At 55.4% G+C, this 13,456-nt stretch carries 8 protein-coding genes and 2 tRNA genes; 3 read left to right on the top strand and 7 right to left on the bottom strand.

Annotated features, from left to right (window positions below):
• Position 1 precedes the first annotated feature (1 nt).
• Both lpdA and HU748_RS07025 read left to right on the top strand, forming a co-directional pair.
• A complete protein-coding gene (lpdA, locus tag HU748_RS07030; protein WP_186711687.1) occupies positions 2 to 1,381 on the top strand; it encodes a dihydrolipoyl dehydrogenase in 1,380 nt (459 codons plus the stop codon).
• A 254-nt stretch (positions 1,382 to 1,635) separates the two neighbouring features.
• Complete coding sequence (locus HU748_RS07025; protein ID WP_238343306.1) at positions 1,636 to 2,199, top strand: hypothetical protein; 564 nt, start codon at positions 1,636 to 1,638, stop codon at positions 2,197 to 2,199.
• A gap of 388 nt (positions 2,200 to 2,587) precedes the next feature.
• Here the strand turns inward: HU748_RS07025 and HU748_RS07020 are convergent, their stop codons facing one another.
• From HU748_RS07020 to HU748_RS07000, 5 genes are all read right to left on the bottom strand, one after another.
• The gene (locus HU748_RS07020) at positions 2,588 to 3,238 is read right to left on the bottom strand and encodes a hypothetical protein (protein ID WP_186719826.1); all 651 of its coding nucleotides are present in this window, start codon (positions 3,236 to 3,238) and stop codon (positions 2,588 to 2,590) included.
• Positions 3,239 to 3,453: 215 nt separating this feature from the next.
• Entirely contained in the window at positions 3,454 to 7,602 is a 4,149-nt protein-coding gene (locus HU748_RS07015; protein WP_186719825.1) for an ATP-binding protein, read from the bottom strand.
• A gap of 100 nt (positions 7,603 to 7,702) precedes the next feature.
• Entirely contained in the window at positions 7,703 to 8,899 is a 1,197-nt protein-coding gene (locus HU748_RS07010; protein ID WP_186720072.1) for an IS256 family transposase, read from the bottom strand.
• Between the two features lie 150 nt (positions 8,900 to 9,049).
• Positions 9,050 to 9,901: a DUF2971 domain-containing protein gene (locus HU748_RS07005; RefSeq protein ID WP_186719824.1), complete on the bottom strand. Its 852-nt coding sequence runs from the start codon at positions 9,899 to 9,901 to the stop codon at positions 9,050 to 9,052.
• 256 nt (positions 9,902 to 10,157) lie between these two features.
• Positions 10,158 to 10,232: transfer RNA gene (locus HU748_RS07000), tRNA-Arg, on the bottom strand.
• Between the two features lie 776 nt (positions 10,233 to 11,008).
• Between HU748_RS07000 and HU748_RS06995 the strand changes: the two genes are divergently transcribed.
• Positions 11,009 to 11,335 (top strand): Arc family DNA-binding protein, encoded by a 327-nt coding sequence (locus tag HU748_RS06995; protein ID WP_029613963.1) that lies wholly within the window; start codon positions 11,009 to 11,011, stop codon positions 11,333 to 11,335.
• 88 nt (positions 11,336 to 11,423) lie between these two features.
• Here the strand turns inward: HU748_RS06995 and mgtE are convergent, their stop codons facing one another.
• Positions 11,424 to 12,866: a magnesium transporter gene (gene mgtE, locus HU748_RS06990; RefSeq protein WP_186666469.1), complete on the bottom strand. Its 1,443-nt coding sequence runs from the start codon at positions 12,864 to 12,866 to the stop codon at positions 11,424 to 11,426.
• A gap of 364 nt (positions 12,867 to 13,230) precedes the next feature.
• Positions 13,231 to 13,307, bottom strand: a tRNA-Arg gene (locus HU748_RS06985).
• Between the last annotated feature and the right edge of the window lie 149 nt (positions 13,308 to 13,456).

Below are 13,456 nucleotides of genomic sequence, written 5' to 3'. Positions count from 1 at the left end.
CATGCAACAGATTCTTGATACCACCCTGCTGATTGTCGGTGGTGGCCCCGGCGGCTACGTGGCCGCCATCCGCGCCGGGCAACTGGGCATTCCCACCGTGCTGGTCGAAGGGCAGGCGCTGGGTGGCACCTGCCTGAACATCGGCTGCATCCCATCCAAGGCGCTGATCCACGTGGCCGAGCAGTTCCACCAGACCCGCCGCTACGCCGAAGGTTCGGCGCTGGGCATCAGCGTCTCGGCACCGCACCTGGACATCACGCGCAGCGTCGAATGGAAGGACGGCATCGTCGACCGCCTCACCAGCGGTGTGGCTGCCCTGCTGAAGAAACATGGCGTGAAGGTGCTCCATGGCTGGGCGAAGATCCTCGACGGCAAGAACGTCGAGGTCGACGGCCAGCGCATCCAGTGCGAACACCTGTTGCTGGCGACCGGCTCGAGCAGCGTCGAGCTGCCGATGCTGCCGCTGGGCGGGCCGGTGATCTCCTCTACCGAGGCCCTGGCACCGAAAAGCCTGCCGCAACACCTGGTGGTGGTCGGCGGCGGCTATATCGGCCTGGAGCTGGGCATCGCCTACCGCAAGCTCGGTGCGCGCGTGAGCGTGGTAGAAGCGCGTGATCGCATCCTGCCCACTTACGACGCCGAGCTGACCGCACCGGTGGCCGAGTCGCTGAAAAAGCTCGGCATCGCACTGCACCTGGGACACAGCGTGGAAGGCTACGAACAGGGCTGCCTGCTGGCGCGCGACGGCGCAGGCGAACAGTTGCGCCTGGAGGCCGATCAGGTACTGGTCGCCGTTGGCCGTCGGCCACGCACCCAGGGCTTCGGCCTGGAGAGCCTGGCACTGAAGATGAACGGTGCGGCGATCGCCATCGACGAGCGCTGCCAGACCAGCATGCGCAACGTCTGGGCGATCGGTGACGTGGCCGGCGAACCGATGCTCGCACACCGGGCCATGGCCCAGGGCGAGATGGTCGCCGAACTTGTCGCTGGCAAGACTCGGCGCTTCGAGCCCACTGCGATTGCCGCAGTCTGCTTCACCGATCCGGAAGTCGTGGTGGCCGGCAAGACCCCGGACCAAGCCGCCGCGCTGGGCCTGGACTGCATCGTTGCGCAGTTCCCCTTCGCCGCCAATGGCCGGGCGATGAGCCTTGAGTCGAAAAGCGGTTTCGTGCGTGTCGTCGCGCGTCGCGACAACCACCTGATCCTTGGCTGGCAAGCAGTCGGCGTAGCGGTTTCCGAACTCTCCACTGCCTTTGCCCAATCCCTGGAAATGGGCGCGCGGCTGGAAGACGTGGCCGGCACCATCCATGCCCATCCGACCCTGGGCGAGGCCGTGCAGGAGGCTGCATTGCGGGCATTGGGGCACGCACTGCATATCTGAACAGCACTGAAGCGGCGAAAGCCGACTTGACCCGTCGCACCTTGGGTGCGGTGGGTCTTTTTTTTCCTGCGGCAAGGCACGGGTGTTGCCACCAGCCTGTTTGCCGATAGCGGCAAGCCACTTCCTCCTGCGGGCAATCCGCTGCCCTGGCGCTCAGCGCAATCCAGCTACAGCCCTCGCCGCTTCTGGCTTCGGTAGTCTGGCACAGGTTTTGCCGCTAGCTCTGCGCGTTTTACCATCCAAGGAGGAAACACATGATGATCAGCCTCAATGGGCTGGGCTGGCAGACTGCGGTGCAACAACCGCACCGGTTCAACCATGACACTGTCCAGGCCGATATCCTGCCGCAGCGTCAGGCCCTGTCCACCAGCAACACGACAGCCCAACAGAACAGCCAAGGCAACACCTCGCAGCAGAACGCCGAAGACGCCCGCCAGGAAGCCTTCGCCAAGCTCAAGGTCGCCCTGCAGAACCCCGATATCGCCGCGCGCCAGCAAGCCAGTGCATCTAAGCAGCCGGCCAGCAACGCCCTGCAGGAGTTCCGCGACTACATGTCCAAGTCGCCGGAGGAAAAGATCAAGGAGAAAATCCTGCAGGAGCTTGGCATGACCGAGGAAGACTACAACGCCCTGCCTCCGGAGAAGAAACAGAAGATCGACGAACAGATCGCCCAGCGCATGAAGGAAGACGTCGAACTCAAGACCCAGGCCAAGCTGCAGCAGCAGGCTGAACGTGCAGCCGCCAACACGGCCGACATGGCACAGGCCAGCGAGACCAGCAAGCAGCAGGAAGACAAGGAAAAGGCACTGTCGGTCTGAACGACATGATCACGGTGGCCGGTGTAATACCGGTCGTCGTGCGTCGTCGCGAATCTCTGCGATTCGTACAGCGCTGGAAAGAAGTGGTAGGCGGAATCGCGAAGGATGTGTCCCCTGCTGGAATCGAACCAGCATCTAGCCCTTAGGAGGGGTTAGGCTGTGAAAGTCACTGAAGGACACAAAAACAGCTGTGCCATCAAATAATCGTGCTAAGCCCTTGAGACTCCTGATTTTGGCCCTAAAAGGAGTAGTAGAGACACAGCACTGGCACTCGGCTAACGGACGATGAATGATTGCCAGCATTAATAATAACATAAAAACTATAACCATTAAATCTCAATAGAACCTCAATAGAACCTCAAAGCTTTTAGCTTAGACGCTGGCAATATCAATCAAATCGACGCGACAGACGATTGCTTTCACGTACAATTCTTTTATAGAGGTCATACTCAGCGTCAGTAAAAGAGCTTTCGCAAGTAGCATCTTCATATCTAGAGCGATTTGCTCTCTGAATCGCATTGATCAAATCGTTTTCGGCATACTGCCTATTACTTAAAACAAGATCTGAAATCTTCTTTAACGGGAAGCTACCAAACTCAACTTCCACGCCAGAAGAAATCTTCTTGTCAAATAATGCTCGAAAAGCCATTTTCAAACACGTCTTCTTTCGCTTATACCACCAAAGCTCACCCCAGGCATTCCTAATTCTTTGACTTACATATGGCGCACCACGTCCGACCGCTACTGTTACGTGGCAATCAATCAGAAGCACTCTAGCCGGTCTATAAACATGCTCATGCCTGAGCATCTCTCGGCTTCGTATCTCCTTATTGCGAGATGCCACTAGCAACAGCAGCTTGCTTGATAACAAGCACGCCAGTATTACCACAGAAAAAAGGACAGCCAAAGGCAGCCAATTTTTTTGATCCGGTGGGACAAAGGCATTTAAAGCTGGTATCCAGCACACCATTGCTAACGTGATTGCCACCCCACTCACCAACCACACAGGAATATTTTTAATAACATCTACCATCTTCATTGACGCCTCAACAGAATCTGTCACATACAACCTCGACCAGTTAAACATAGGCAAAGACATTTCTACCTGAAAGAAGAACCATAAGCATATATCGTCCTCCTAGCCTACCGACCCGCCCCCTGCGCTAAGGGCCAACACAACTATCGCATTCCGACTGTCACACAACAGTGCAGCCACCTCTAAAGTGCCTGCACTGCCCACCTAGCCGGGAAACATCAACAGTTGTAAGGCTCAGATATCTCGTGAATTAAGCTCAACCCTTTTATCGGCAAATACTGCAAATAGGAAAACTTGTCTATCTGTGCCCCGGAGCCTCCCCTTGAATCAAAAAATCCACGATTCATAAATCTTCGGTAAAACATCTTTTGCCCTGTCTTATCCAGGTATTTTTCTAAATCAATCTTACGTACGTATAAGGCATTATTTCTATAGCCACCTGAAGAAAACGCAATAAGCTCCCCAGCCTTATCCAGCCATCCTCGATGCTGATCCCAACGAAGCTCAAGTGCTTTCACCAAATCCTGACAGGGCACATACAGTGAGTCCTGCTCACTTTCAGACGTACATTCATATTCCCACTCTCCCCCTCTTCTGAGAGCTACTACGGAGCGCGCAAGACCATCACAATGAGTCGTGGTTGTTCCCTCCTCCACCAACTGATCAAAGGCGGCCCCGTGAGGGTACTCTGCCAGATAGCTCCTATAACAGCTTGCGGAATCTGAGAACGCGGAGTCTCGACGTTTGGCTAAACTGGAGCCCGACATCTCTTTCCTAGCGAACGCAGAGGTGTAGAACACGTCGAAACCAAGGTAAGGGTTAATCCAAGCCTCCTCCTCTTCGGTCCGATCATTCGCACTCATACTGAACGATAAGGCAACCCACTCGCCTCCATTTGCATCGTTGCGTACTAATGAAGACTCATGACTGGGAAAGTCATCCAGTCTAACCCATTTTTTGATATCACTTGTGCGAGATGGAAATACATATTCTACACGCCGCAGATTGCAATTAGGGTATGAAGGTTCAGGAATCACATCACGCATATCAGTGAGGTCACGCTTACGAACATCAACTGACCAGTAAAAGTCGGCCCCAGGCACAAATCCGTCATAAGATGAAACAGGCGGAACATGATCCGCCAAGACACCCAGGAGCCTGTTGAGTGAGATCCAGTAGTATTTCTTCCCCAACCTTTCTGCGTACTTCTCACGACCTCGCCCAGATCCAAACTGGCTATTGATGGCCAGATCATAGTCCAGACCAAGATCAGCGTGACCCGGATATCCGATCCGGAGTGTTTCAGCCATAATCCAACAAGCGATATTCTCCTGAGTTATTCCCGCTCCTTTCAGATTGAAGGCTGACACCTTGCCTTGAACCTGATATCGCCAGAAGTCCGGGCCGATTTGTGATCCCCATAGCTCCATATCCGATGGCAGGTGCTTAAGATCGAGTAGAGGCTGCACATCAACCAACGTAGGCCAGTTGACGACGCGGGTACATTTTCTGGGGTAGTTCGAGATCCGATCTCGGAGATTTTGATCGATACCATGAGTGGACAAGATGCCAGCAAGCATTCGTATCGAGTCGCGAACGATTACATTCGGACGATCATATCCCCGCGATACCAGCACGGATAGCGCCGGCAGGAATGCAGGCCTATCGTCTTGGGCAATAAGACACGCACTATAGATAGCCTCGGCAACGCTCTCTAGGATGTAGTCATCGTCCGAACGTGCAAACCACTCTGCTACCTCTGCGGCCAGGGTAGGATCAGCGACCATGATACGCACGAGCCCCTTTGATGCCCTATCTCGTACCCGGCGGTCAGCGCAGGAGGTCAGCCAGCCAAGGACTACCATAGCCAAACGCCGGCTCTCCCTGGGCCACCGGACGATATCGGCTTTCAAAGATGCATCCAGTAGGGCGCGAACTGCCCCTCTGCTGTCATAGGATCTGAAAGCGGCAGTGGATAGATAAGCGTCTCGATTTACCAACTGCTGGCCAGCTAGGAACCCGTCCAGCCAGTACTCGGCATTGAGGCGGTGATCAGGTACCAGGCTGACTTTGATAAACACTTCATACAAGTCCTCCCATAAGCCGGGGATGCCCAGGGCTCCGAGAATTTCAGCCTCGATGTCCTTATTTTCGAAGCTCTGCCGTGAGCGCCAAGCCAGGCCGGAGACGAACAACTGATATGCGTTCTCCTGATCCAACCCGAGGACAGGGTCAACGATCTCGATGCTGGTTCTCTCGGGGAGGACCGCTGCGAGCACTTCTAGCAGCCCCCTGTCACTTTGCGGCAAAGAACGTAAGCATGAGCCTAATGCTTTTGCATCTAGCTTGCCCAATTCGTCGCTGAAGCGGTCAATCAACGCCACGGCTCGTAGAACGTCGCCGTAGCGTTCATATCCAAGTCTGATAGTCCAGTTGTCGTTGGCCTCCTCAGTAAGGATCACCAATCCTTCGCGCTGAAGCTCTCGGATGAAAGTCTCAGCACTGATTTCCGGTCCCAATACATCTCGAAGCCCTGCTGCACACGACTCCCACTCTCTGTCAGATACAGACGTACTCGTAAGCAGTTCCGCCAGACTGATCATCGCCTGGCGCACCAAGTTTTTCGGCGTCGCAAAACCTAACCGATTCCTCACGACAGCATTAGTGTGTTTAAGATGCCGTTCCAAGAGAGATGAGAATCCTGGCAATGAAACGTCCAGAGTCTCACACCCCTCTTCCTTCAGAGTTTTGCATGCAAGATGCAAGAATAGTGGGTTACTCAACTCCTCAGAAAATAGAGGTGTGATCTCGGCATTCAACCCATAAAAAGCTGCAAAGGCTTGCAGTGCCTCAACACCTTGACCATTAAAACCTCGGTGCTCGAATGCATAACCCGGAAATCTAGAATCTGTGACTAAGTCCTGGTAAGTATCTCTGGTGGACACGCAAACTTTAAGCCCTTGGAATGGCTTGCATTGATGTAACAGCTCAGGCAGCTTCGATATCCAACGTGCATCAGAGCGACTTTCATTCAGAGCGTCAATGAAAATTACGAACGGCAACCCACTGTGCTCAGCGCATGCGCTCATACACTGGAGAAGTCCTTCCCGACCAATCTGGCTACCCAATCCAAGCTTGCTGCGAATAATCTCCCAAGGCTCGGCGCTTCCAAAATCATCCCCAAACATTACCAACGACAACCCACCTGCCGCAAAACGACGGAATGCAGCGCTCACGATTGCATGAGTCTTACCTACGCCAGCTGGCCCGATCAGCAGAAGTGAGCGGCTCCCTGTTGCGTTGAAACTCGGGGAGACCAACAGTTGCTCAAGAGAAACGGCAAGCTCATATAGGTTGCGTGCTGCATCCATCGCGCCAGCCGGGAAAGTACACAGGTATTCAGCGCTAAACTGCCGAAAGCTGGGCGTGTCCTTATCTGGACCATATTTATTATTGAATGCGAACTCCTGCTTTTCTTTTGCAGCATTCAAAATCGGTTGCAAACTTGCGATGGTTGACAAGGAGTGCTGTAGAGCTGGCTCAGGATTCGAAGCTCTTCGAACAACATCTATGGATTGCTGCAAGCTCTCAAGAAGCGCCTCAGCGTCAACCCTTTCAGTCGCCTCGACCAAGTTGAAGATCTCATCCGTGCGACGACGCAGTGATCTCAGCTCACTAGCAATTGGAGAAAGGGTCGAGTCCCGCCAAACTGCGAAATTGACAGTTTGGCCGAAAAAATCCAATACGTTGTGTGCATCGGTGACCACATCCAGGTCACCCGAATACCGAGGCCCCGCAAATTCGCGCGATTGCTCAAGACATTGGTGGATATGGCTAGGCGTCAGGATGCTCTCGTCGAACCAGTAGCGCCGGATCCCACCGTGCGTATCGATGCGCTGGAGCTGCTCTCGCATAACCGAACTGCTACACAAAACAATGTTGAGACTTTTACCTTCGGCTTTCGCTTGAACCTCGGCTCCAACCTTCCACTCCTCAAATCGCTCAACCTCACCCTTCCCTCGGGTTCCGGCTGCGACCCTACCGGTTAGATCAAATGGAATGTAGATCCAGTACTCAATCAGCTCTGGGTGATTTGAACGGGCCGATTCCAGCGATTTAGATATCTGCAACAGCTCCTTTGAGCCCAAGTTGAAAAAGTACTTGGCTTGTACACCCAGGACCTCTCCACTAGGCGTCCGGAAAAACGCCTCAACTCCACCGTCACCCCCGTCCCCTCTCAAGCTGTAGAAGCTTGAGTATTCGGGCACCTTGCAGTGATGCTGAAACAACTGGACAGCCAAGGCTTCAAAGCTGTCATTTTTGCTTTTGGGGGAGCTGCGGATAGCGGAAAAATCGATCGTTGGCATGGGTAAGGACACTCATCGAAAATTGGATCCGAAGGTATCTTACCGATCGTGTCCCGGGAAGTGGTGTACTCATCATGGCTCTGGCCATTGAGTTCGCCGTTTAGTTGATCACGGCCGACAGCTTGGCCTGTGGATTATCGCTGACGGCCTCAAAGGCCTCCAACTGCATGTAACGCCGTTGCAGGCACCACTCGTCGTTCTGCTCCAGCAGCATCGCGCCTACCAGTCGTGTGATCGCCGGATCGTTGGGAAAGATACCCACGACATCGGTGCGGCGCTTGATCTCGGCGTTGAGCCGTTCCAGTGGATTGGTGCTGTGCAGCTGCTGGCGATGCGCTTTTGGAAACCCCATGTGTGCCAGCACTTCATCCTCGCAGCCGTCCATGAGCGTCGCGATCTTGGGGTACTTTTCGCGCAACTGATCGGCGACCAGGCGCCACTGCTGATGACATTCGGCACGGCTGTCCTGGGCGAAAACCGTGCGCAGAAGCGCCGCCACCATGGTGCGCTGGCCCTTGCCGACATGGGCCATGGCGTTACGCATGAAATGCACGCGGCAGCGCTGCCAGGTCGCGTTGAAGACCTTGGAAACAGCCGCCTTGAGCCCTTCGTGGGCATCGGAGATGACCAACTTCACTCCACGTAAGCCACGTCGCATCAGGCTTCGCAGGAAGTCCGTCCAGAACGGCTCGGCTTCTGACGGGCCAACCCGCATGCCCAGGACTTCACGGCCACCGTCGGTGTTCACGGCCACAGCGATTATTACAGCGATCGAGACGATGCGCCCGGCCTCCCGCACTTTGACGTAGGTGGCATCTATCCAGAGATAGGGCCAGTCGCCTTCAAGCGGTCGGTCAAGGAAGGCGTGAACGCGCTCATCGATCTCACCAGCCAGCCGTGACACTTGGCTTTTGGAGATACCGGTCATGCCCATGGCCTTGACCAGCTCGTCCACCGAACGCGTTGAAACGCCTTGGATGTAGGCTTCCTGGATCACCGCCGCCATGGCCTTCTCGGCGGTACGTCGAGGTTCAAGAAAACCAGGAAAGTAGCTGCCTTGGCGCAGCTTCGGGATCTTCAGGTCAACGTCACCGGCGCGGGTTTGCCAGAGGCGATCCCGGTAGCCATTGCGGCTGTTTGTCCGGTCTGGGCTTTTGACATCGAAGCCGGCGCCGCACAGGCCTTCGACATCGAACTCCATCATGCGCTGGGCAACGAACTGGATCATTTGCTTGAGCAGATCAGCGTCTGCCCCTTTCTCAACCAACTCGGTCAATGCGATAGTGGGCTTGGTCATCGTGGTTTCTCTGGTGAAGGTTAAGTCCGCAAACTCAACGTTAGCCAAGAACCACGATGACCATCCTCTTTCGCCCGCAGGGCGCCTTCGGCTGGTTCAGTTACACCACTTCCTGGGACACGATCTGAGCATTTCGTAACCGCCCGGAAATCACAACGGGGCTAGTAGCTGAGGCTCGAAGCTCCAAGACGCCTGATTGATTTCTAGTTTGTATATCTGACGACCAGGTTGGAAAATCTCAGGAAAATCGGGCTCGCCCATGAAACTGCTACGGGCCCCGAGGTAGACCTCACGAATTGGCACCTTGTGGTGGTAAAGGTACAACCCTTCGGCATTCGCATTCAGTGTGGCGACATGATAGCCAGGCTCGGTGTTGGTCCCAGCCATTTCATGCGACCCTAGAGGTCGTGTAAGCATGTAATTGGACCGAAGCGGATCTTCTTGGTCTTCCTCCACCGTTCGCGCCCAATCAATCACCTTTTTGACAATGCGGACCTCTTCTTCGTACACCCAACTCGCATGCTTGGTCAGGAACAAGCGTCTGGCTAATGCACGATCAGCGGCAACTGGCTCGAACCCCATGGCGTGCTGGTACACCCCGTTAAGTGCCTCCATGCTCTCAGGGTTCAAAGCGAATGGCGTCTTTGTACTGGTGTACAAGACATCTCCAGAGTCAACGGTGATCAGGTTGTAGTCGGGAGAGTTAAGAAATGGCCCGGACACATCGTATCCAATCACCAAGCCCTGATGCTGATCTGCATAATGAGCCCACATGAGGGGGTTCAACGCGCTACGCGTCATGCAGAGAATAGCGACCTGATCCTTGAGCTGATCAATTCTTGCCTTGAGCGTTTCCTGCTTGCCTTCCGGGCCAACGCTGTTTGACAGGGCTGTTAGCTCGAAAGGATCGTTGAAATACTCGGGCTTGCGGAAGCCCAGGTGCTGGCTCCTGAGGGCAGCCTTACCACCAGCGCAGCTGTAGTACTTGTAAAGGATAGTCACGCGAAGCTCCTGTCTCGGCGAATCGCGAAATCTTAACGGCTCTGCCTGCTGTCGTCTCGCTGAGAGCCACTTGGCGCAGCCCCCCCTACTGAACGATCTTGCGGTCATAGAATCCTGACACATCGCGTTGAGAGGGCTTCCTCACTAGAGAGGAGGAATTGTGCTGAAGACAGCATAGGAGGCGCCTGAGGCGCCCAGCCGAACTGGTCGTTTTTTAACCAGAAAAGAAGTAGTTACCATAGTAGTAACTAAGTGATGGCGTCCCCGGCGGGAGTCGAACCCACATCAAGGCCTTAGGAGGGCCCCGTTCTATCCATTAAACTACAGGGACGTTGCGCTTTAGCCCAGGTTTCATAAGGGTTCACACCCTCTGAGCGACGCAGATACTACCGCTCGTCGCTCCCCATTGCCAGCCCAAAACAAATAGCTTGCGCATGCCCTTAGGAGGGGCTTGTTCTATCCGTTGAACTAAGGGGACATCACGGCGCGCATTCTACGCAAATTCAGTGGCTTGGAGAAGCCACCCGAAACGGCGCAGGCGGTCAGCGGCGAGCATGGTAACCAGCGCTCGACCGTTTGTCATGCCCGAGGCTGGCATTTCGATGTAGTCCCTTTCTGTGATTTTCCGCCACATCCACGCTTCACGGCGATTCAATTGCATATTAATGGCATCGTCAGGGAATTTTTTGCGTAGGCGCGGTCAAAACGTGAACGTCGGGCGCTTCGGCCTGATGGGGAACGCTTGCGTCATGTTGCATAGCCACTATGCTCAAGGATAGGGAAATCTTGCGAGTTTGATGATTTTCCCCAGGCCTTTGCCAAGTTTTACAAGATTTTGACAGCAAAGGCCTGACAGAGGGTCGAGATGGGAAAGAGTAAAACTTTTCAAACCAGTACTCATTTCTGATAATTGGTACTGGCAGAAAGCCTTTACCCGGATCACTATTTGTCACAGAATTGACGCCAAGGAAACGGCGACCATGAGGCAAGATGAGCATCCAAAATCACATCACGGTTGAACATTTTGTCGTCGCGACGGTCGTACCGACTACCGTGCGGCCAATTTGAGAACCGCTTCCCCTGAACCAGAACAACCGGTCAATTTATATGCGCCCAATGAAACAGGCTATCTACTCCAGCCGCACCGCTGACAAATTCGTCGTCCGCCTGCCTGACGGGATGCGTGAGCGCATTGCCGAGGTAGCGCGCAACCATCACCGCAGCATGAACTCCGAAATCATCGCCCGCTTGGAGCAAAGCCTCATCCAGGAAGGTGCACTGGGCGACGAGTTGAGCATGCGCCTGGACAGCCCTGAACTGTCCCTGCACGAACGCGAGTTGCTGCAACGCTTCCGTCAACTCACCCACCGCCAGCAGAACGCGCTGGTCGCCCTCATCGCTCACGATGTGGAAATGGCAGCCGACGCCTCCTGAGGTTTCCAACGCCCACGAAAAAAGCCAGCGCAAGCTGGCTTTTTTCGTTTGAGCCGAATCAGCCCTTCCTGGCGCTGCACACTGCCCATCAGAGCAGGAACAGTGTCGCCAGGCCGAGGAAGATGAAGAAGCCGCCGCTGTCGGTTACGGCGGTAATCATCACGCTCGACCCCATCGCAGGGTCGCGCCCGAGGCGTGCCAGGGTCATGGGGATCAACACCCCCATCAACGCCGCCAACAGCAGGTTCAAGGTCATGGCTGCGGTCATCACAACACCCAACGACCAGCTGCCGTAGAGCAGGAACGCGACCATCCCGATCACCCCACCCCAGATCAAGCCATTGAGCAAGGATACCGCCAGCTCCTTGCGCATCAGGCGACGCGTATTGCCTGGCGAGACCTGGTCCAACGCCATGGCGCGCACGATCATGGTGATGGTCTGGTTACCCGAGTTGCCACCAATACCGGCCACGATGGGCATCAATGCCGCCAACGCCACCAGCTTCTCGATCGAACCTTCGAACAGGCCGATCACCCGCGAGGCGACGAAGGCGGTGATCAGGTTGATCGCCAGCCAAGCCCAACGGTTGCGCAGCGAGCGCCAGACCGAGGCGAAGATATCTTCTTCTTCGCGCAGACCGGCCATGTTGAGCACTTCGCTCTCGCTCTCCTCACGAATCAGGTCGACCATCTCGTCAATGGTCAGACGACCAATGAGCCGATCGCTCTTGTCGACCACTGGTGCGGAAACCAGGTCGTAACGCTCGAAAGCCTGGGCAGCATCGTAGGCATCTTCCTCGGGCTTGAAGCTGACAGGGTCGGTCGCCATGACCTCCGCCACCTTCTTGTCCGGGTCGTTGACCAGCAGACGCTTGATCGGCAGCACACCCTTCAGAATGCCGTCGTAATCGACCACGAACAGCTTGTCGGTGTGCCCCGGCAGCTCCTTGAGCCGACGCAGGTAACGCAGTACCACTTCCAGGCTGACGTCTTCGCGGATGGTGACCATCTCGAAGTCCATCAGTGCACCGACCTGCTCCTCGTCGTAGCTCAGGGCAGAACGCACGCGTTCGCGCTGCTGGGCATCGAGGCTTTCCATCAGCTCGTGGACGACGTCACGCGGCAGCTCAGGCGCCAGGTCAGCCAGTTCGTCCGCGTCCATTTCCTTGGCCGCAGCCAGCAGCTCGTGATCGTCCATGTCGGCGATCAACGTCTGACGCACGGCGTCGGAGACTTCGAGGAGGATGTCGCCGTCGCGATCCGAGCGCACCAGTTGCCAGACCGTCAGGCGATCTTCCAGGGGCAAGGCTTCGAGGATGTAGGCGATGTCGGCGGGGTGCAGATCATCGAGCTTGCGCTGCAGCTCGACCAGGTTCTGGCGGTGGACGAGGTTTTCCACCAGGTCGTTGTGCTGACCTTCCTGACGATGAGTCAGGTCTTCAACGACGCGCTGGCGCTGCAGCAGTTCGATCACCTGGGCGAGGCGATCCTGCAGGCTCTCTTGGACTTTCTTTACTTCGACTTCGGTCATAGGCGAACTCCACTCCCAGCAGCGGAGCACGCCGGGAGAATCAATCGGTCAGATCTGGCTTGATAACGCGTATTAAGGGGTAACTACTGGGTAAGTCCATGGTGGTATTCCACAAGCCCCGGCGGGGCTGACGGGCGCAATCATACACTGCTCAAGCTGTCAGATCGCTTAAATTTTTGGCCGGAACAATCGTTTGCGCGATAAAGCTGTGACAACGCTCGAAGCCAACAGTGCGACGGCAGGCAGCAGCGAAAAAGCACATCGATGTGCAGTGGTGTTCATACGGAGTCTAGCCGTGTGGCATTGACAAATCCGTGAAACGGCAGAAAAGAAAAAGCCCGCTACAGGAGCGGGCTTTTTGGTGTGGCGGACTCAGGAGGATTCGAACCTCCGACCGCTCGGTTCGTAGCCGAGTACTCTATCCAGCTGAGCTATGAGTCCGTGGTTGGTAGTTTTAGACCAGATTACCACTGGTTTTTGAAGCTGCCTTGACAAGCAAAACCACTTCAGAAAGTGGCGGACTCAGGAGGATTCGAACCTCCGACCGCTCGGTTCGTAGCCGAGTACTCTATCCAGCTGAGCTATGAGTC

This window comes from Pseudomonas sp. RW3S2 (assembly GCF_014268955.1).
Taxonomy (GTDB): Bacteria; Pseudomonadota; Gammaproteobacteria; order Pseudomonadales; family Pseudomonadaceae; genus Aquipseudomonas; species Aquipseudomonas wayambapalatensis.
Note: the sequence above shows the minus strand (reverse complement) of the source record. Positions and strands in the feature narration are given on the sequence as shown.

What these genes read in the sequence shown, in the direction of transcription:
- HU748_RS07010 (WP_186720072.1), bottom strand. Translation starts at nt 8,899, where the DNA reads ATGACCAAGCCCACTATCGCATTGACCGAGTTGGTTGAGAAAGGGGCA.
- HU748_RS06995 (WP_029613963.1), top strand. Translation starts at nt 11,009, where the DNA reads ATGCGCCCAATGAAACAGGCTATCTACTCCAGCCGCACCGCTGACAAA.
- HU748_RS07020 (WP_186719826.1), bottom strand. Translation starts at nt 3,238, where the DNA reads ATGAAGATGGTAGATGTTATTAAAAATATTCCTGTGTGGTTGGTGAGT.
- HU748_RS07015 (WP_186719825.1), bottom strand. Translation starts at nt 7,602, where the DNA reads ATGCCAACGATCGATTTTTCCGCTATCCGCAGCTCCCCCAAAAGCAAA.
- lpdA (WP_186711687.1), top strand. Translation starts at nt 2, where the DNA reads ATGCAACAGATTCTTGATACCACCCTGCTGATTGTCGGTGGTGGCCCC.
- HU748_RS07025 (WP_238343306.1), top strand. Translation starts at nt 1,636, where the DNA reads ATGATGATCAGCCTCAATGGGCTGGGCTGGCAGACTGCGGTGCAACAA.
- mgtE (WP_186666469.1), bottom strand. Translation starts at nt 12,866, where the DNA reads ATGACCGAAGTCGAAGTAAAGAAAGTCCAAGAGAGCCTGCAGGATCGC.